Genomic DNA, 18,837 nt, shown 5'->3' with positions numbered 1-18,837 from the left:
GTTGACAGACAGGCTATGCGGGCTTGTGTCCGGAATGCGCCCGACGGTCGCAATTCGGGCGAATTTGCTAGGGAAAAGCGCATTATTGCGCCTGCCGGGGCTGACCGGCGGTCGCCCTATCCTTTACTTGGCCTTGGCGCGGCTTAAAGTGCCGTGATTCGCAATGGAGCCGTCATGACCTCTTGGCTTTCGAGAAACGCCTGGCATTCGAAGAGCGCCTGGCATTCGAAAAGCGCTTGGCTTTCGAGAAGCGGGGCGAAGGTCGTTTTTCTCGCCGCCCTGATCGGTATCGGCTCGTCCGCAACCGGCGTCGCCAATGCAGCGCAGCCCAGCGGCACGGTCAAGTCAACGCATGGCGCGTGGTCGATCATCTGCGACACGCCGGCCGGCGCCACCTCGGAACAATGCGTGATGATGCAGAACGTCGTTGCCGAGGATCGCCCGGAAATGGGACTGTCCGTCGTCGTCCTGCGCACCGCCGACAACAAGGCCGAGATCCTGCGCGTGCTGGCCCCGCTCGGCGTTCTGCTGCCCAATGGCCTGGGCCTCAATGTCGACGGCAAGGATATTGGCCGCGCCTATTTCGTGCGCTGCTTCCAAGACGGCTGCTATGCCGAGGTCATTCTCGAAAAGCAGCTGCTCGATACGCTGAAGACCGGGACGTCGGCCACCTTCATCGTCTTCCAGACGCCGGAAGAAGGCATCGGCATCCCCGTCGACCTCAAGGGCTTCGCCGACGGTTTTGCCGCCCTGCCCTGAGCTTGATGCTTGCGAAACCGTCTTTCCTCACAATTCCCACGGGTTTGATCTTTGGCTGTGGGGGTCATCATGCGTGCTTGTTCTTTGCTTTTGTCGACCGGTCTAATCCTGACCGGCGCCGTTTCCGTCGCCTTTGCCGAGGATTCCGAAATCATCACGGCGCCCGATCCGGCCGTCATTTTCGAGCTTGCGAAAGGCTATGGCTCGGCCAAGATGGACAAGGACGACGGGGCGATCCGATGGTCTCGGGCCGGCTTCAGGGCATGAAATATGTCATCTACTTCTATGGCTGCGAAAACCATGAGAAGTGCAAGTCGATCCAGTTCTCCTCGGGCTATACCGACCCCTTCACGGCCGACCAGGCCAATGAATGGAACAAGAAATATCGCTGGGTGAAGGCCTTTTCGGGTGACGGGTCGAACTTCAAGATGGATGTCATGTTCAGGGGCGGGGCTACCCGCTCCTACCTGCTGCGGATCGTCATTGCGGATTGTGCAGGCGCGTCTTCGCGCCTACATCGTGGCAACACCATTCCTCCTGTGAGCGGACCTGCCATGAACAGCCTGACCGGCCAATTCGACATTTCAGACGATCGCATCAAGCGGATCGTCGCCGACACACTGAACGGCGCCGACGACGGCGAACTGTTCCTCGAATACAGCGAGAGCGAAGCGCTGATGTTCGACAATGGCAGGCTGAAGACCGCCAATTTCAACACCGACCAGGGTTTTGGCCTGCGCGCCGTGGCCGGCGAGGCCAGCGGCTACGCCCATTCCAGCGATCTTTCGGAGGCGTCGCTGCTGCGCGCCGCCGACGCGGTCTCGACCGTCAAGGGCGGCTATTCCGGCACGCTTGCCGCGGCACCCGCGCGCACCAACCGCCATCTCTATGGCGAGGAGAACCCGATCCCCTCGCCTTCCTTCGAGGTCAAGGCCAAGCTGTTGCAGGAGATCGACGCATGGCTGCGTGCCGAGGACCCGCGCGTGCGTCAGGTGACGGCCTCGCTCGCGGCGTCCTGGCAGCATGTCGAGATCGTGCGCGCCGACGGCCAGATCGTGCGCGACATCCGCCCGCTGGTCCGCATCAACGTTTCCGTCGTCGTCGGCGACGGCGACCGCCAGGAAAGCGGCTCCTATGGCATGGGCGGGCGCAAGGCGTTCGGCGAGTTCCTGGTCGAGGAAGCCTGGAAGCATGCTGCCAGGGAGGCCCTCAGGCAGGCGCTGGTCAATCTCGAAGCCATTCCCGCGCCGGCCGGAACGTTCGACATCGTTTTGTCCAGCGGCTGGCCGGGCGTGATGCTGCACGAAGCCGTCGGCCACGGGCTGGAGGGCGACTTCAACCGCAAGAAGACCTCCGCCTTTGCCGGCCTGCTCGGCCAGCAGGTCGCCGCCAAGGGCGTTACCGTGGTCGATGACGGCACCATGCCGGAGCGGCGGGGTTCGCTGACCGTCGACGATGAAGGCACGCCTTCGGCCCGCAATGTGCTGATCGAGGACGGCAAGCTTGTCGGCTACATGCAGGACCGCCAGAACGCCCGGCTGATGGGCATGAAAGCCACGGGAAACGGCCGGCGCGAAGGCTATGCGCACCAGCCGATGCCGCGCATGACCAACACCTATATGACGGCAGGCGACATGGAGCCGGACGAGATCATCGCCTCGGTCAAGAACGGCATCTATGCCGTATCCTTCGGCGGCGGCCAGGTCGACATCACCTCGGGCAAGTTCGTGTTCGGCTGCACCGAGGCCTACATGATCGAAAATGGCAAGGTGAAGCAGCCGATCAAGGGCGCCATGCTGATCGGCAACGGACCGGACGCCATGCACCGCGTTTCGATGATCGGCAACGACATGAAACTCGACACCGGCATCGGCATGTGCGGCAAGGCCGGACAAGGCGTGCCGGTCGGCGTCGGCCAGCCGCATCTCAGGATGAACCAGATGACCGTCGGCGGCACCAGGGTTTGAGCGAGGAGACGTCGGCGGGCTTGAATAGTTCCCCTCACAGGGATATCTTACCTTTGTCTTACACAAGGGTAATACCGCAATGGGTGCAATAGAAAAGCTTATAACGACCGTCTCGACCAAGGGACAAGTCATCCTGCCCAGCGCTATCCGCAAACGGAGGGACTGGGGCGCGGGCACGCGCCTGCAGGTCGAAGACACACCGGACGGTGTACTTTTGAGACCGGCGCCTGCCTTTGCCCCGACACGACCAGAAGATGTCTTTGGTGTCCTGCCGCACAGTGGCAGACCGAAGACCTTGGAGGAGATGGACGCGGCCGTCCTTGCTGAAGCACGGCGGCGCCATGCTCGCGATTGATACCAACGTTGTCGTCAGGTATCTGACGAACGACGATCCCGAGCAGTCCCCGCGAGCCCGGCGGCTGATCGACGGTCAGCCCGTTTTCGTCGCCGTCACGGTGATCCTGGAGGCTGAGTGGGTGCTGCGCAGCGGCTATGGTTATGATCAGGCCTCGATCGTCAATGCACTGCGGGTGTTCGGCGGGCTTCCCACTGTCGAGATAGAGGATGCTGCGATGGTCTCTTCCGCGGTCGATCTAGCCGAGACGGGAATGGATTTCGCCGATGCGCTCCATCTGGGCAAGTCCTCGCACTGCTCAGCATTTGTGTCCTTCGACCGTAAGTTCATCAAGGCCGCACAAGCGGCCGGGTACGAAAGCGTTCGCGAAGGCTAGTTTGCCAGCCGGCTACGTCTTGCGGGGGGCGGCAAACTCAAGCACGGCCTTGTGAAAATCGGCGGATTAACGTCGCCGTTTCGGCTTCTCCAGCAGCGCCACGGCCTCGACATGCGGCGACCACAGGAACTGGTCGATGGGCGTGACGCTCTTCAAGATGTAGCCGCCGTCAATCAGGATGCGCAGGTCTCGTGCCAGCGTCACCGGATTGCAGGAGACGGCGGCGACGAACGGCACATCCGAGCGGGCGATCTGCTTCGACTGGTCCTCGGCGCCGGCGCGCGGCGGGTCGAAGACGACGCCATCGAAAGCATTCAGCTCCTTGAACGTCAGCGGCCGCCGGAACAGGTCGCGGCGTTCGCCGGTTACCCGCTTCAGGCCGGTGGCGAAGCGCGATCCGCGGTCGAGCGCCGAAAGGGCTGCCGCGTCGCCTTCGACCGCGTGGACTTCGGATTTGGCCGCCAGCCGAAGCGCAAAGCTGCCGCAGCCGGCGAAAAGATCCGCGACTTTCCTGGCCCGCTTCAGATGTCCGCCAACGAGATCGGCCATCGTCTGTTCGGCGGCTTGCGTTGCCTGCAGGAAGGCGCCAGGCGGTATGGCGACAGCGACGGTGCCGAACATGACCACCGGCTTTTTCGGCTCGATGACGATCTCGTCGTCGATCGAAAGCCGGGCAAAGCCATTGGCCATGATGAAGTTGGAGGCGACCCGGCGCTGGTTCTCGCCCAGCTTGCCCGACTCATAGACAGCGACGTCAAGCCCCGAGCCCGTCACAGTGACCGCCATCCGGAACGATTTGGTGGTGGCGCAAACCAGGTCGGCGACCGACCTCAAGCGATCGAGCGCGGCAACGATCTCCGGCAGCGAGATCGGACATTCCTCGATGGGGATGATTTCCGGCGAAAGATGGCGATGGAAGCCAAGCAGCATGCCTGTGTCGGCGCGCCTGGCGGCAAGCACGGCGCGGCGGCGTGTGTGTGGCGCACACGGCACCAGGGCGCCGATGTCGCCGGCAATGCCTTTCAAGGCATGCACGACCTTGTCGCGTTTCCATTGCTGGTAAGCGTCGGCTTGCAGATGCTGGACGGCGCAGCCGCCACATTCGGTGAAATGCCGGCAGGCCGGATCGATACGCAGCGGCGACGTCTCCAATACCGCCATCAGCATGGCGCGATCCCTCTCGCGCGCGGCGGTGACGGTCTCGCCGGGCAGGGTGAAGGGAATGAACAGCTCGCCGGTTTCCGTCTCGGCGACGCCGTCGCCCTGCGAACCCAGTCTCTTGATGGTGAAGCCCGTGCTCATCGGTCCTTGGTCCCGGCATCCTTGATCCCGGCAAGCAGGAATTCGCGGTTGCCGTCCCCGCCTTCGATCGGCGACATGTGCAAGCCCAATGTACGCCAGCCAGGGACGCCTTCGAGCCATTCCTGCAGCAAGCCGGCCACACGGGCGGCGTCATAAGGGTCTTTCAAAAGACCGCCCTTGCCGATCGCCTCGCGGCCGGCCTCGAATTGCGGCTTGACCAGAAACACCGCACGAGCGCCGTCCCGTGCCAATGCCAACGCCGGTGGCATCGCCAGTTTCAACGAGATGAAGCTGACATCGGAGACGATGAAATCGGGGATACGGCCGCCGAGATCGGCAGCCGCGAGCTCGCGAGCGTTGAGGCCCTCGATCACGGTGACGCGCGGGTCGGACGAGACACCGGGATGCATCTGGCCGTGGCCGACATCGATGGCAGTGACATGGGCCGCGCCGCGTTCGAGCAGCACCTGGGTGAAGCCGCCTGTCGAGGCGCCGATATCGAGAGCTTCACTACCCGCAGGATCGAGACCGAAATGGTCGAGCCCGGCGATCAGCTTCAGCGCCGCGCGTGAGACATAACCCTGCGCCGGATCGTCGATGACGATGAGACAGTGCGGCAGAACCATCTGGCCGGGCTTGCGGGCGACCACGCCGTCGACCGTCACGGTGCCGCGCTCGACCGCGTCGCGGGCGCGCGAGCGGCTCGCAAACAGGCCGCGCTGGACGAGCAATTCGTCGAGCCGCTGGCGTGTGCTGGCTGGCAGAGGGGAGTTCATCGGCCTTCATGGCGAAAGCCGGCCGCGAAGGCAAGGACATTGGCATGGGAGGACGTCGAGACCCGGGCCGCAAGCCAGTCCGCCCGGTTGAATATCGCAGCCAGTCCGGCAAGATGTAGAGGCTCAGGCAATGCGGAGGAAGACGAATGCTGACGGGAACCTGCCATTGCGGCGCCGCCCACTGGACCCTGGAAGGCGATCCCGGCCCGATCACGGCCTGCAATTGCACGCTTTGCCGCCGCTATGGCACGCTCTGGGCCTATGACTTTGTCGACGAGCGTATCCGGCTTGCGGGGCCTGTGCAGTCCTACACCCGCGCTGGCAAGGAGACGCCGTCGCTGGAAATTCTGTTTTGCCCGACATGTGCCTGTGTGCTTGCCTGGCGCGGTTTGCGCCGCAGCGACAGCGGCCGCACGCGTATCGCCGTCAATGTCAGGCTGGCACCGCCGGAGGCGGTCGCCGACCTGCCGATCGACCATTTCGACGGGCTGGACACTTATGACGACCTGCCGCGCGATGGGCGCTGCGTGCGCGATATGTGGTTTTAGAAGATCGTCCGTGAGACCTGCCGTTCAACGGCCGGCATCAGGCCGTCGCTTCCGTCATCTGAAGCCTGCTTGCGCGGGCGCTCGACAGCAACGACTGGTGCGTCCGGCACGACGACAAGCTGCGGCACCTGCTTGTAGGAAAAAGCGCCCCTGATATCGCCCATCTTGCGGGCGACGATGCCTGCCACCGCCTGTTCAAGCTTGCGGTCATAGCGCGTCTCGGCCATAGCCGGCGCGGCGATGACGGCCAAAAGGGCCGCGCCGCACAGAAGCGTTCGCATTGTTTTTAACTCCCTGCCTGGAGGCAGTTCTAGCAGGGCGGCGTTGAAAAACGGCCAAAAGAGACGGTAAGCGAAACGCCAAAGAGAAGCGTTAACAAAGTGTTAGGCTTGCACAGGCAACTGCTTCAGCTGCGTGAGGTTTGATTCAGGCCCGTTGCGCGCGCGCGGAATGGCCGAGCGCGACGAACACGGTGCGCACGATGCCGGCCGCGTCGAGCCCGGCATCGGCATACATTTTTTCCGGCTTGGCGTGGTCGGTGAACTCGTCCGGCAGCACCAGCGGCCGAACTTTCAGACCGCTTTCCAGCAAGCCTTCATGGGCGAGGAACTGCAGCACGTGGCTGGCGAAACCGCCGACAGCGCCCTCTTCCACCGTCACCAGCACTTCGTGCGAGCGGGCGAGACGGCGGATCAAATCCTCGTCGAGCGGCTTGGCGAAACGGGCATCCGCAACCGTTGTCGACAATCCGGCCGCGCCGAGTTCCTCGGCCGCCAGCAGGCAATCCTGCAGCCGCGTGCCAAAGGACAGAAGCGCCACCTTGGTGCCTTCCCTGACGATGCGGCCCTTGCCGATTTCGAGCACCGAGCCGCGCTCCGGCATGTCGACGCCGACGCCATTGCCGCGCGGATAGCGGAAGGCGATCGGGCCTTCGTCATAATAGGCGGCGGTGCGCACCATGTGGCGAAGCTCCGCCTCGTCGGCGGCCGCCATCACCACGAAGCCCGGCAGCGTCGCCAGGAAGGTGGTGTCGAAGGCGCCGCAATGAGTGGCGCCGTCGGCGCCGACGAAACCGGCGCGGTCGATCGGGAAACGCACCGGCAGTTTCTGGATCGCCACGTCGTGGACGACCTGATCGTAGGCGCGCTGCAGGAAGGTCGAATAGATGGCGGCGAAGGGCTTGTAGCCCTCGCTGGCGAGGCCGGCGGCGAAGGTCACGGCATGTTGCTCGGCAATGCCGACATCGAAGGTCCGGGTCGGAAACGCCTCGCCGAACAAATCGAGGCCGGTGCCGTTCGGCATGGCCGCGGTGACGGCGACGATACGGTCGTCCAGGCGGGCCTCCTGGACCAGGCTCTCGGCGAACACCTTGGTGTAGGCCGGCGCATTGGCCGGGGCCTTGGTCTGCGCGCCGGTGATGACGTCGAACTTGTTGACGCCGTGATATTTGTCGGCCGCGGCCTCGGCCGGCGCGTAGCCCTTGCCCTTCTGGGTCACGACATGGATCAGCACCGGGCCGTCGGCATGGTCGCGGACGTTCTTCAGCACCGGGATCAGATGCTCGAGATTGTGGCCGTCGATCGGGCCGATATGGTAGAAGCCAAGCTCCTCGAACAGCGTGCCGCCGGTGACGTAGCCGCGCGCATGCTCGACCGCCCGCTTGATGGCGCGATCGGCGCGTTTGCCGAGATAGGAGGTCAGCTTCTTGCCGAAATCGCGCAGCCCAAGATAGGTCTTGCCCGACGCGAGCCGGGCCAGATAGGCGCTCATGGCGCCGGTCGGCGGCGCGATCGACATGTCGTTGTCGTTCAGGATCACGATCAGGCGAGCATCGAGCGCGCCGGCATTGTTCATGGCTTCATAGGCCATGCCGGCAGACATGGCGCCGTCGCCGATGACGGCAATGACATTGTTGTGGCCGCCGGAGAGGTCGCGCGCCATGGCCATGCCGAGGCCGGCGGAAATGGAGGTCGAGGAGTGCGCGGCGCCGAACGGGTCGTATTCGCTCTCGGCGCGACGGGTGAAGCCGGACAGGCCGCCTTCTTGCCTGAGCGTGCGGATGCGGTCGCGGCGGCCGGTCAGGATCTTGTGCGGATAGGCCTGGTGGCCGACATCCCAGATCACGCGGTCTTCCGGCGTATTGAAGACATAGTGAAGCGCCACCGTCAGTTCGACGACACCGAGGCCGGCGCCGAGATGCCCGCCCGTATGCGAGACGGCATCGATCAGCTCGGCGCGCAGCTCCGAGGCCAGCTGCGGCAGCTCGCTTTCGTCAAGCTTCTTCAGGTCGGCTGGAATGCGGACCTTGTCGAGAAGCGGCGTATGCAGCGTTGCGTTCACTGTTAAAGGGCCTGCTCAGCTATGATGCGCGTCGATCATGGCGAAATATGCCTGCGTCGCCGGAATGTAAATGCGTGTCAGTGACGCGGGTGATGCTGACGTTAATTGTCCGGTAACGGAATGAACTCTTCCTCATCTCCGGGAACGATATCGAAGCGGCCGGTCTTCCATTCCTGCTTGGCCTGTTCGATGCGTTCCTTCGACGACGAGACGAAGTTCCACCAGATGTGGCGCGGGGAGCCGAGCGAAGCGCCGCCGAAGAGCATGAAATGGGCGCCGCGCTCTGACGACACGACGATCTCGTCGCCAGGCCGGAACACCAGCAGCCGTTCGGCCGGAAAGCGGTCGCCCGAGATCGAGACATCGCCGTCCAGCGTGTAGATGGCGCGTTCCTCGGCGTCGGCGGGAATTTTAACGCTGGCGCCGGGCGCCAGCCTCAGATTGGCGTAGAGCGTCTCGGTGTCGGCTCTTACCGGCGAGCGCAGTCCCTGGAAATCGCCGATCACCACACGGCCGGAAACGCCCTCGGCGTCGATTTCGGGCAGAAGGAGCGCGGCCGTGTTCTCGAACACCGGCGCCACTTCCTCCTTGCCGTCGGGCAAAGCCAGCCATGTCTGCAGTCCGGAGACCGACATCGGTGCGCCGCGCAGTTCTTCGGGCGTGCGCTCGGAATGGACGATGCCACGGCCGGCGGTCATCAAATTCACGTCGCCGGGCTGGATGACCATCTCGGTGCCGAGCGAATCGCGGTGCCTGATATTGCCGTCGAACAGATAGGTGACGGTGGAAAGCCCGATATGCGGGTGCGGACGCACATCCATCGCCTGGCCGGCACGCAAGATGGCCGGCCCCATGCGGTCGAAGAAGATGAAGGGACCAACCAGCCGCCGCTTTGCCGTCGGCAGAGCGCGGCGAACCTGGAAGCCGCCAATATCCTTGGCGTTTGGAATGACCATGAGCTCGATCTGGTCGCTGGCGAAGGCATCGCCAGGCTCAGGGTCCTTGCCGGGGAAGAAACTCATCTGGATGTCCTCAGGCGAAGCGGAGCGCCGATTTGGCTTTTGCCTTGGCCGCCACCTCTTCGCGATTGCGCGGATGATGCGTGGTTTCCAGCGAATGCAGCAATTCATGCGCCGATTCGGCGATCGCCTCGACGGCACGGTCGAAGGCCGCCTGGTTGCGCTGCGAGGGCCGCGTCGTTCCGCTCAGTTTGCGCACGAATTGAAGCGCGGCGTCGCGGATCTCGTCATGGGTCGCCGGCGGCTCGAAATTGAACAGGGTCTTGATGTTTCTGCACATGCTTGAACTCCTATCTGCTTTATGCCCGCCCCATTCCACTACTCCGCGTCGAGCGGCTCCGTTCCCACCGGTTTGCCATCACGCGACAGCCTGATCTTCTCGACCTTGTCTTCGGCGGCCTTCAGCAGCCGGTCGCAATGGGCCTTCAGCGCCTCGCCGCGCTCATAGATCTTGATCGACTGGTCGAGCGGCACGTCGCCGCGTTCCAGATCATCGACAATCTTTTCCAGCGCGTCGAGTGCCTGCTCGAAGCTCATCGCCTTGACGTCTTCGTTTGCTTCGCCAGCCATACTTTATCCCTTCATCAGCCGCCCGACATGGGCAGCGACCGAAAATGCCAATCCCTGCAGATCGTAGCCGCCCTCAAGCAGGCTGACGAGCCGGTTGCCGCTGTGGCGCCCGGCGCGTTCCAGCAACTGGCCGGTCGCCCAGTCGAAATCGTCCTCGCTGAGGTTGATCTCGGCCAGCGGATCGCGATGGTGGGCGTCGAACCCTGCGGAAATGATGATCAGATCGGGCGCGAAATTGTCGAGCGCCGGCAGGACGCGCGACAGCAAGGCATCGCGAAACATGTCCGAGCCGGTCTGCGGCGCCAGCGGGGCGTTGACGATGTTGCCGGCGCCGGTTTCGCTCTTGGCGCCGGTGCCGGGATAGAGCGGCATCTGGTGCGTCGAACAATAGAGCACCGAGGGATCGTCCCAGAAGATGTCCTGCGTGCCGTTGCCGTGATGGACATCCCAATCGACGATAGCGACGCGCTCGGCGCCGTGTTTCTTTTGCGCATAACGCGCGGCAATCGCCGCGGTGTTGAACAGGCAAAAGCCCATCGCCGTGGTCTTTTCGGCGTGGTGGCCGGGCGGACGTGAGGCGACGAAGGCATTGGCGACGCGGCCCTCGAAGACGTCGTCGACAGCGGCGTTGGCGGCACCGATGGCGGTCACCACCGCCTGCCAGCTTTTCGGGCTGGCGCTGGTGTCGGCGTCGATCGAGGCAATGCCGCTTTCAGGGATCGCGGCGCGGACGCGGGCGACGAAATCCTCGGGGTGGGCGTAGAGGATTGTGGCCTCGTCGCCTTGCGGCGCCGTTACCCGATCGAGTGCGGTGAAGGCCTCGTCGTCGAGCACGCGCTCGATAGCGCGCAAGCGGTCCGGCCGCTCCGGATGACCGGGGGGCGTCAGATGTTCGAGGAAGATCGGATGGGTGTAGAGCCTGGTGACCATGACCCGATATAGGCGCGCCCGGCCGCTTTGACCATGGTTTGACGCCTCACCGTCCCGACGTTCAACAGGGATTACACCCCGGGCGCGGGCTGCGTCCAGCGCGAGCCGCCGAAGGAGGCCAGCGCCTTATCCCTGAGTTCCCTGAACTTGGACGACCCCTCGGCCAGCCGCTGGTCCCATTCGGCGTTCGGCACCTGGCCTTCGATGGTCTTGAAATAGACCTGCATCAGGCAGGCTATGGCGAAGGGTTCGATGAAGGCCGCCTTGAAGGCCCAGGCAAGGAGGATGGCGAGCACGAAGGCCCAGCCGCCGAGCTGCCCCGGAATGAACCACATGATGGCGGCGGCCGGCGCCAGCATCAAAAGGAAGATGACGAAGGACACACCCCACATAATGACCGCCAGCCAGACGGCGTTCTTGACCATGGTCTTGCCGTTCTGGGCATAGAGCACGACGCCTTGCCGGGCGGTTTCGAAGGGCGACGACGAGTTGATACGGATGTTGTAGCCGAGGATGATCTCGTCAACATAGGTCAGCGACAGGCGGATGACCGTATTGATGAAAGCGACCAGGCCGCCGAGGCCCGGAATGGGCAGGAAGGCGGCGATGCCGCCGATCAGGCCGGTGATGGCGCGGATGGCGCCCTTGACCAGCTGGTCGACCACGAAAAGGATGTTGGCCTCGGCGAAACGTTCCTTCACCACACCCTTGGCGTAGGCGATCTGGTCCTGGCCATTGGGAATCTCGCGGCCATCGATCAGATGGACCATGACGGCGATATGGCCGGCCTTGACGACATAGAGGATGTATTCGCGGATCCAGTAGAGCGCGATCGAAACGACGCCGATGCCGACGATGCCGCCCCAGAGCGCAAAGGACAGCGTCCCGTCGGGATCGGTGGAGATGTGGCCGACGCCATAGCCGACGGAGGCGCCGCTGCCGGTCGCCACGATATAGACGAGCGTGATGCCGAAATAGACGATCATGCGAAGGGCAATGAAAGGCCATGTCCTGATCATGATGGACACCGACCTGCCGATTTCGAAATCCCACATGCGCCCGAATCTCCCCTCAGAGATGGACGGCGAGGATGAACCCGGGCCGGGAATTGTCAATCTCGGCAAATGCCGGGTCTCGGCCGACCAGATTTCAGGCCGGCTGCGAACCCTGTTTTTTGAGAAGGCCTTCAAGCAGTCGCTGGAAGGCTGCCACCACGGTCTTCGACGTCGCTTCGGGGTCGTTCGAATTGGCGATGCGCTGCGCCGCCTGGCTGCTGGCGCCGTTGATCAGCCGGGCGGCGGTTTCGGGGTCGACGCCGGGGACGACCACCCCCTCCTGCTGCAGAGCCGTCAGATGATCGGTCATCGAGCCGACGCAGGCATTGGCGTTCGGCCATTGCGCCGGATCGCCGAGCACAGCCGGACCGTCGCGAAACATGATGCGCTGGATTTCCGGCTCCAGCGCCATCTCGATATAGGTCGTGCATTCGTCGACGAAACGCTGCCAGCGGCTTGGTGCCCGCGACGCAATCTCATGGATGCGGACGGCCATCTCGCCATCGATTTCGGCGATGACGGCCTGCAGCAGGCCCTTCTTGTCGCCGAAATGATGATAGAGCGCACCGCGCGTCAGCCCGGCCGAGGCGGTGAAGTCGTCCATCGACGCGTCGGCATAGCCGATCGTGCCGAAAGCGTGGCGGGCCGCCGTGATCAGCTTGGCGCGCGTTTCGGCAATCATCTCCTTGCGGGGTCTGTGCATGGTTCTGGCCTTATTCACATACGCTTCGTATGCCAATTGACATACGCGGCGTATCGACTACCTATATTCATACGCATCGTATGTAATTGTCGAATTGGCCTTTGTCGAGGAACCAGCCATGCAAAACCCATACTCGGAAATCTTTCGTGCCCCTGGAGCCAAGGGGTTTGCCGCCGCGGGCTTCCTCGCGCGGCTGCCGATCGCCATGGCGCCGATCGGCATCGTGGCCATGCTCTCGCAGACGCGTGGCGAATACTGGCTGGCGGGAGCTGTCTCGGCGACGTTCGCGCTGAGCAACGCTTTCGTGGCGCCGCAGATATCACGGCTGGTCGATCGCCTCGGCCAGACGCGGATCGTGATTCCGACCACCATCCTCACCGTGCTCGCCTTCGCGGTGCTGATTGCCGCAGCCAATCGGGACTGGCCGGTGTGGACGCTGTTCGTGTCGGCGCTGGCGGCCGCCGCCATGCCCAGCATGCCGGCCATGGTGCGCGCGCGCTGGACAGAGATTTTCCGCGGCCGGCCGCAGATGAACACCGCATTCGCCTTCGAGTCGGCTGCGGACGAACTGGTCTATATCGCCGGCGCGTCGCTGTCGGTAGGCTTGAGCGCCGCGCTCTTCCCCGAAGCCGGCGTCCTGGTGAGCACGGTGTTCCTCGCCCTAGGCTCGACCGCCTTCATCCTGCAACGCTCGACCGAACCGCAAGTGCGGCCGGTGGACCATGTCTCGAGCGGCTCGGCAATCCGGCTCAGGCCGGTGCAGATCATCACCTTCGCCCTGATCTTCGTCGGCGCCACCTTCGCGACGACGGAAGTGAGCACGGTGGCGATCACCAAGGAACTCGGCCAGCCGGGCGCCGCCAGCCTCGTCATCGGCGTCTATGCGCTGGGATCGTTCGTGCTCGGCCTCGTCGTCGGTGCGCTCAACCTGAAAGCGCCGCTGCAGCGCCAGTTGGCCCTCGCGGTCGCCCTCGTTGCGCTCGGCACATTGCTGCCGCTCACCGCCGACACGGTGCCGCTGCTGGCGCTGACCGTTTTCATCAGCGGCGTGGCGATCTCGCCAACCTTCATCACCGCCTTCGGCCTGATCGAACGCCACGTGCCGGAAGCGATGCTGACCGAAGGCATCACCTGGGTGATGACAGGCATCGGCATCGGCATGGCGCTCGGTTCGTTTGCCGCCGGTGCGGTGGTGGATGAATTCGGCGCCCGCAACGGGTTCTGGGTCTCGGTGGCGGCCGGCGTCATCGCATTGGTCACGGTGTTGCTGGGCCAGCGCAGCCTGGCCACCCACACATGCGAGCTGGACGGATGCGACGCGGCCGCCGTTCCCGCGGAGTAAGGACGCGGCCTGACGTTCGCTTTGGAGACCACCGCAAACGTTCGGAATTAGGTGAGGCCTCTGGCGTCGTCATCACGGAGCGACGCGAAGCGAAGCGCAGACCCGAGGACCCATTCCATTACCTTGACCGAAGGGTGCAGCGGAGCAGAATTCTGCACCGTTGCAACGCGTCGAAGTCGCGGCATGGGTCCTATGTCTGCGCCGCGTCGCTTCGCTCCTTGCTTCGCCATAGGATGACGACCGCGGAAAGGCTTCGGCCAATCACAAACGCATGTGACCTGCCCGCGCAATCCTTCCGACGCGCCATCCACCTGAGAAACTAGATAATCTCAGTTTTCGCGATGTGAATCCCAAAGCCTTCAAGCCCGACATAGTGGCGCTCGCGCGAGGCGATCAGGTTGATCGAGGAAATGCCGAGGTCCTTCAGGATCTGGGCGCCGAGGCCGATTTCTCGCCACTCGTTCTCACGGCGGCGGGCCTCTTCGTGGTCCTCACGGTCGGCACTCATCGGCCGGTTGCGCTCCTGATGGGCGACGCCGACCGAACCCTCTCGGAGGTAAACGATGACGCCGCGCTTGCGTTCGCCCATCGCCTTCATAATGGCGTCGAGCCGGTGGCTGGTGCCGAACACGTCGGTCACCACATCCTCGGAATGCAGCCGCACCGGCACGTCCTCGCCGTCACGGATGTCGCCGAAAACGACCGCGACATGGTGCATGGAATCCCAGGGCAGCGTGTAGGTGAAGACCTGCGCCTTGCCGCCGAGTGTGTCGATTTCGGAGCAGGCGACGCGTTCGACCAGCGTTTCCTTGCGCTGCCGGTAGGCGATGAGGTCGGCGACCGAGACCTGCTTGAGGCCGTGTTCCTCGGCAAAGTTCGCCACCTGCGGGCCGCGCTTGACGGTGCCGTCGTCATTGACCAACTCCGAGATCACGCCAACCGGCGGCAGGCCGGCAAGTTTGCACAAGTCAACCGCGGCTTCGGTATGGCCCGAGCGCATCAGCACGCCGCCTTCCCTAGCGATCAGCGGGAAGATGTGGCCGGGCCGGACGAAATCCGAACCGCCGACATTGCCGTTGGCCAGGTTGCGCACGGTCAGCGTGCGGTCCTCGGCCGAAATGCCGGTGGTGGTGCCATGCTTGAAATCGACGCTGACGGTAAAGGCCGTGGTGTGGGCGGAATCATTGTCGGCGACCATCGGCTGCAGATTGAGCCGCTTGGCCTCCTCGCGCGGCATCGGCGTGCAGACGATGCCGGAGGTGTGACGGATGATGAAGGCCATTTTCTCCGGGCTGCAATGCACGGCGGCAACGATCAGGTCGCCCTCGTTCTCACGCCCGTCATCGTCCATGACGACGACGATCTCGCCGCGCTCGAAGGCGCGGATGGCTTCGACGATTTTCTTCTGATCGTATGGCATTGGCTCGCTTCGCTCGCAGGGAATAGGGGTTGGGCAGTAGGAGTTAGGGAAGGAAGGATGGGCTGGCCTATTGCCTAATCCCTACTGCCTAATCCCTGGCCTGTCTGTCCCCGGTGCCGCAGATAATGGTCGGCGATGGCGCAGGCAACCATGGCTTCGCCGATCGGCACGGCACGGATGCCGACGCAGGGATCGTGGCGGCCCTTGGTCATGACGTCGACGTCGTTGCCGTCCTTGTCGATGGATTTGCGCGGCGTCAGGATCGACGAGGTCGGCTTGACGGCAAAGCGGGCGACGATCGCCTGGCCGGTCGAGATGCCGCCCAGAATGCCGCCGGCATTGTTGGACAGGAAGACCGGCTTGCCGTCATTGCCGATGCGCATCTCGTCGGCATTCTGTTCGCCGGTGATGCGGGCGGCTTCGAAACCGTTGCCGATCTCGACGCCCTTGACGGCGTTGATCGACATCAGGCCGGACGCGATGTCCTGGTCGAGCTTGGCGTAGATCGGCGCGCCAAGTCCGGCGGGCACGCCGTCGGCGACGATTTCAATAACCGCGCCCACCGAGGAGCCGGATTTGCGGATGCCGTCGAGATAGCTGGTGAAGACCGGAACCGAGGCCGGATCGGGGGTGAAGAACGGGTTTTCGGCGTCACCGATGAAATTCCAGTTCCAGTTGGCGCGGTCGATCGATTTCTCGCCCATCGAGACCAGCGCGCCGCGCACCACCATTCCGGGCACCACCTTGCGCGCCAAGGCGCCGGCCGCCACACGAGCGGCGGTCTCGCGGGCCGAGGAACGGCCGCCGCCCCGATGGTCGCGCAGGCCGTATTTGACTTCATAGGTGTAGTCCGCATGGCCGGGGCGGTACTGGCGGGCGATCTCGCTATAGTCCTTGGAGCGCTGGTCGACATTCTCGATCAGCATCGAGACGGGCGTGCCGGTGGTGATCATCGTCTCGCCGTTCTCGTCGAGGATGAAGCCGGACAGCACCTTCACCTCGTCCGGTTCGCGGCGCTGCGTCACAAAACGTGACTGGCCGGGGCGGCGCTTGTCGAGTTCGGCCTGGATTTCGGCCCGTGTGAAGCGGATGCCGGGCGGGCAGCCATCGACGACACAGCCGAGCGACGGGCCATGGCTTTCGCCCCAGGTGGTGACGCGGAAGAGATGGCCGAACGTGTTGTGAGACATGAATTTTTAGCCCTGCCCGGCAGCGGACCGGATCAAAGGTGCGTTCTATTGGCGTTTTCCACAGCGGTCAAACTGTGATCCGGCGGTTTTAGTTTTGACACATTCGGTTGGTTTCTGCTCTCTTCCATCCGCCCGTTGAAAGCTCGCCGCCATCCGTGCAGGCGCAATGACAAAGAGGACGACGATGCGTACCCTGATTGGCGCTGCTGCCGCCATGTTGCTGATTTCCACCGCCGCCTATGCCGGCCAGACCGAAGGCCTGATCAAGAAGGTCGACAAGGACGCGCTGACGCTGACGCTGGAGGACGGTAAGTCCTTCAAGCTCAACGCCGAGACCGATCTCGATTCGCTGAAACCGGGCATGGATATCGTCATTGCCTATGACGTGACGAATGGCGAGAACGTCGTCACCGACATGGAACTGCCCGACACCGAGTAACACCGACATCGCACAGGCCCTTGCCGCTCGGCGGAGCCCTGCACGGATAAACAGGACAGTCGTCCTGTTTTTATCTGCTCGAACCTAAAGCCAATCCAGACGCCCGTCCTGCAGCCTGAGCACCCGGTCCTGCCGCACTTCCAGGTTTGCCGCTTCGTGTTCGGAAACACCTTCGACCATCCGAAACACGGTCCGCACGACGCCACCATGCGTGACGCAGACCGTCTGGCGGTCGAGCGCGTCGAACCACGGCTTCACCCGTTCGAGCAGCATCTGGTAGCTTTCGGCGCCCTCGCCCGGCGGCTGGAAATTCCATTTGTTGCGCCGTCGCGCCTTCGCCGAGCCCGGCATTCGCGCATCGAGTTCGGCATAGGTAAAGCCCTGCCAGTCGCCAAAGTGCACCTCGACCAGACGCGGGTCGATGCGGTAGGCATCGGGATCGAGCTGCATCGCCAAGCGTAGCCGCTGCATCGTCTCGCGCGTCCGCTTCATCGGGCTGGCGACAAAGTCGAAATCCTGAGGGTTCTGGATCAGTTCGGCCAGCCGCCGCCCATTGCGGGTCGCCTGCTCGCGGCCGAGCGCGTTGAGATCGGTGTCGGCCTGGCCCTGCAGCCGCGACTCGGCATTCCACTGCGTCTGGCCATGGCGCACGATGTAGACGAGCGGAACCATCAGGTCTTCCGGAAATCAGGACAGGCAGGCGGAAACCGCGGCAGATCTATTCCTTGACGGTCGAAATATCCGGCGCGTCGACCGCCTTCATGCCGACGACGTGATAGCCGGAATCGACATGGTGCACCTCGCCGGTGACGCCACGCGACAGGTCCGACAGGAAATAGACGGCGGAATCGCCGACTTCTTCCTGGGTGACGGTCTGCTTGAGCGGCGAGTTGTATTCGTTCCACTTGAGGATGTAGCGGAAGTCGCCGATGCCCGAAGCAGCCAAGGTCTTGATCGGCCCGGCCGAGATAGCGTTGACGCGGATCTTCTTGCCGCCGAGGTCGACGGCGAGATAGCGCACGCTGGCTTCGAGCGCTGCCTTGGCGACACCCATGACGTTGTAATGCGGCATAACCTTTTCGGCGCCATAATAGGTCAGCGTCAGCAGCGAGCCGCCATCGGTCATCAGCGCTTCGGCGCGCTTGGCGATGGTGGTGAAGGAATAGACCGAAATGTCCATGGTGCGCAGGAAATTGTCGCGCGTCGTCTCGACATAGCGTCCGGTCAACTCGTCCTTGTCGGAAAAGGCGATGGCATGGACGAGGAAGTCGAGCTTGCCGCCCCAATGCTTGGCGACATTGGCAAACACCTCGTCGAGGCTCGCCGGATCAGTGACATCGCAATGACCGGCGACAAAGGCGCCCAATTCCGCAGCCAGCGGCTCGACGCGCTTCTTGAACGCCTCGCCCTGATAGGTCAGCGCGATCTCGGCGCCATGGTCGACGCAGGCCTTGGCGATGCCGTAGGCAATCGATCTGTTGTTGGCGACGCCCAGTATAAGGCCGCGCTTGCCGGCCATAAGGCCCTGTCCACCCGCCATGTCAGCGCTCTCCGAAAGATTTTCTGCTTTGGAGTGCCTATCGCACAGGCAGAAAGGCGCATCAAGCGCAGACGGGGCGCGCGTTCAATTCAGACACTCGGCGTGACAAGGAATGGGGGATAATAACGTTGTTGTGAGATTTGAACGCCTCACTGCGGCCAGCGCGCCTTGATGACCCAGGCCCGGCCGACCAGCCGAATCGGCTG

The 18,837-nt window shown here is 63.6% G+C and carries 22 protein-coding genes; 8 read left to right on the top strand and 14 right to left on the bottom strand.

The genetic code is table 11. The features are described from left to right. Window positions 1–174: 174 nt before the first annotated feature. From NKI61_RS05610 to NKI61_RS05590, 5 genes are all read left to right on the top strand, one after another. Entirely contained in the window at window positions 175–759 is a 585-nt protein-coding gene (locus NKI61_RS05610) for an invasion associated locus B family protein (RefSeq protein WP_023754099.1), read from the top strand. Between the two features lie 69 nt (window positions 760–828). Further along, window positions 829–1,026, top strand: coding sequence for a hypothetical protein (locus tag NKI61_RS05605; protein ID WP_155923284.1), 198 nt, complete (start codon window positions 829–831; stop codon window positions 1,024–1,026). After that, window positions 1,023–2,726, top strand: a complete 1,704-nt coding sequence (gene tldD, locus NKI61_RS05600; protein WP_352838986.1) for a metalloprotease TldD — start codon at window positions 1,023–1,025, stop codon at window positions 2,724–2,726. Before NKI61_RS05605 ends, tldD begins: the two co-directional genes overlap by 4 nt. A 79-nt stretch (window positions 2,727–2,805) precedes the next feature. Continuing rightward, window positions 2,806–3,081 carry an AbrB/MazE/SpoVT family DNA-binding domain-containing protein gene (locus tag NKI61_RS05595; RefSeq protein ID WP_081725433.1) on the top strand — a complete coding sequence of 92 codons (276 nt, stop codon included), beginning with the start codon at window positions 2,806–2,808 and terminating at the stop codon, window positions 3,079–3,081. Then, window positions 3,068–3,457 (top strand): type II toxin-antitoxin system VapC family toxin, encoded by a 390-nt coding sequence (locus NKI61_RS05590; RefSeq protein ID WP_023687145.1) that lies wholly within the window; start codon window positions 3,068–3,070, stop codon window positions 3,455–3,457. Before NKI61_RS05595 ends, NKI61_RS05590 begins: the two co-directional genes overlap by 14 nt. A gap of 66 nt (window positions 3,458–3,523) precedes the next feature. On the opposite strand, the gene NKI61_RS05585 is transcribed toward NKI61_RS05590, so the two are convergent. Both NKI61_RS05585 and NKI61_RS05580 read right to left on the bottom strand, forming a co-directional pair. Then, complete coding sequence (locus NKI61_RS05585; protein ID WP_352838985.1) at window positions 3,524–4,759, bottom strand: class I SAM-dependent RNA methyltransferase; 1,236 nt, start codon at window positions 4,757–4,759, stop codon at window positions 3,524–3,526. Further along, entirely contained in the window at window positions 4,756–5,535 is a 780-nt protein-coding gene (locus NKI61_RS05580; RefSeq protein ID WP_352838984.1) for a TlyA family RNA methyltransferase, read from the bottom strand. Before NKI61_RS05580 ends, NKI61_RS05585 begins: the two co-directional genes overlap by 4 nt. 146 nt (window positions 5,536–5,681) lie before the next feature. Here NKI61_RS05580 and NKI61_RS05575 point away from each other — a divergent pair, with 146 nt between their 5' ends. Continuing rightward, window positions 5,682–6,083 (top strand): GFA family protein, encoded by a 402-nt coding sequence (locus NKI61_RS05575; RefSeq protein ID WP_023687142.1) that lies wholly within the window; start codon window positions 5,682–5,684, stop codon window positions 6,081–6,083. Here NKI61_RS05575 and NKI61_RS05570 read toward each other — a convergent pair. From NKI61_RS05570 to NKI61_RS05535, 8 genes are all read right to left on the bottom strand, one after another. Further along, the gene (locus NKI61_RS05570; RefSeq protein WP_023668429.1) at window positions 6,080–6,364 is read right to left on the bottom strand and encodes a hypothetical protein; all 285 of its coding nucleotides are present in this window, start codon (window positions 6,362–6,364) and stop codon (window positions 6,080–6,082) included. The genes NKI61_RS05575 and NKI61_RS05570 overlap by 4 nt on opposite strands. Window positions 6,365–6,509: 145 nt before the next feature. Next, complete coding sequence (gene dxs, locus NKI61_RS05565; RefSeq protein ID WP_023732098.1) at window positions 6,510–8,423, bottom strand: 1-deoxy-D-xylulose-5-phosphate synthase; 1,914 nt, start codon at window positions 8,421–8,423, stop codon at window positions 6,510–6,512. A 101-nt stretch (window positions 8,424–8,524) separates the two neighbouring features. Next, on the bottom strand, window positions 8,525–9,445 hold the full coding sequence (locus NKI61_RS05560; RefSeq protein WP_352838983.1) for a pirin family protein: 921 nt from the start codon (window positions 9,443–9,445) through the stop codon (window positions 8,525–8,527). Window positions 9,446–9,455: 10 nt separating this feature from the next. Further along, window positions 9,456–9,722 (bottom strand): DUF2277 domain-containing protein, encoded by a 267-nt coding sequence (locus NKI61_RS05555; protein WP_023668432.1) that lies wholly within the window; start codon window positions 9,720–9,722, stop codon window positions 9,456–9,458. A gap of 38 nt (window positions 9,723–9,760) precedes the next feature. After that, window positions 9,761–10,012 (bottom strand): exodeoxyribonuclease VII small subunit, encoded by a 252-nt coding sequence (locus NKI61_RS05550; RefSeq protein ID WP_023668433.1) that lies wholly within the window; start codon window positions 10,010–10,012, stop codon window positions 9,761–9,763. Between the two features lie 3 nt (window positions 10,013–10,015). After that, complete coding sequence (locus NKI61_RS05545) at window positions 10,016–10,942, bottom strand: histone deacetylase family protein (protein ID WP_023747548.1); 927 nt, start codon at window positions 10,940–10,942, stop codon at window positions 10,016–10,018. Between the two features lie 71 nt (window positions 10,943–11,013). Beyond that, window positions 11,014–11,997: a hypothetical protein gene (locus NKI61_RS05540; RefSeq protein WP_352838982.1), complete on the bottom strand. Its 984-nt coding sequence runs from the start codon at window positions 11,995–11,997 to the stop codon at window positions 11,014–11,016. A gap of 94 nt (window positions 11,998–12,091) precedes the next feature. Further along, entirely contained in the window at window positions 12,092–12,700 is a 609-nt protein-coding gene (locus NKI61_RS05535; RefSeq protein WP_352838981.1) for a TetR/AcrR family transcriptional regulator, read from the bottom strand. A 118-nt stretch (window positions 12,701–12,818) separates the two neighbouring features. Here NKI61_RS05535 and NKI61_RS05530 point away from each other — a divergent pair, with 118 nt between their 5' ends. After that, on the top strand, window positions 12,819–14,042 hold the full coding sequence (locus tag NKI61_RS05530) for an MFS transporter (RefSeq protein ID WP_352838980.1): 1,224 nt from the start codon (window positions 12,819–12,821) through the stop codon (window positions 14,040–14,042). A gap of 319 nt (window positions 14,043–14,361) precedes the next feature. On the opposite strand, the gene ribB is transcribed toward NKI61_RS05530, so the two are convergent. Both ribB and aroC read right to left on the bottom strand, forming a co-directional pair. Continuing rightward, window positions 14,362–15,462 carry a 3,4-dihydroxy-2-butanone-4-phosphate synthase gene (gene ribB, locus NKI61_RS05525; RefSeq protein WP_023738482.1) on the bottom strand — a complete coding sequence of 367 codons (1,101 nt, stop codon included), beginning with the start codon at window positions 15,460–15,462 and terminating at the stop codon, window positions 14,362–14,364. Between the two features lie 74 nt (window positions 15,463–15,536). Next, window positions 15,537–16,652 carry a chorismate synthase gene (gene aroC / locus NKI61_RS05520; RefSeq protein ID WP_352838979.1) on the bottom strand — a complete coding sequence of 372 codons (1,116 nt, stop codon included), beginning with the start codon at window positions 16,650–16,652 and terminating at the stop codon, window positions 15,537–15,539. 184 nt (window positions 16,653–16,836) lie between these two features. On the opposite strand from aroC, the gene NKI61_RS05515 reads away from it, so the two are divergent. Then, a complete protein-coding gene (locus tag NKI61_RS05515) occupies window positions 16,837–17,091 on the top strand; it encodes a DUF1344 domain-containing protein (RefSeq protein ID WP_023685405.1) in 255 nt (84 codons plus the stop codon). 84 nt (window positions 17,092–17,175) lie between these two features. Here the strand turns inward: NKI61_RS05515 and NKI61_RS05510 are convergent, their stop codons facing one another. Beyond that, a complete protein-coding gene (locus NKI61_RS05510) occupies window positions 17,176–17,763 on the bottom strand; it encodes a histidine phosphatase family protein (RefSeq protein WP_023698506.1) in 588 nt (195 codons plus the stop codon). A gap of 46 nt (window positions 17,764–17,809) precedes the next feature. Beyond that, window positions 17,810–18,631: an enoyl-ACP reductase FabI gene (gene fabI / locus NKI61_RS05505; RefSeq protein ID WP_023727494.1), complete on the bottom strand. Its 822-nt coding sequence runs from the start codon at window positions 18,629–18,631 to the stop codon at window positions 17,810–17,812. Window positions 18,632–18,837: the final 206 nt, after the last annotated feature.

It is taken from the genome of Mesorhizobium sp. M0514 (genome assembly GCF_040321145.1).
GTDB lineage: Bacteria > Pseudomonadota > Alphaproteobacteria > Rhizobiales > Rhizobiaceae > Mesorhizobium.
This window is presented reverse-complemented; position numbering and strand designations above follow the sequence as displayed.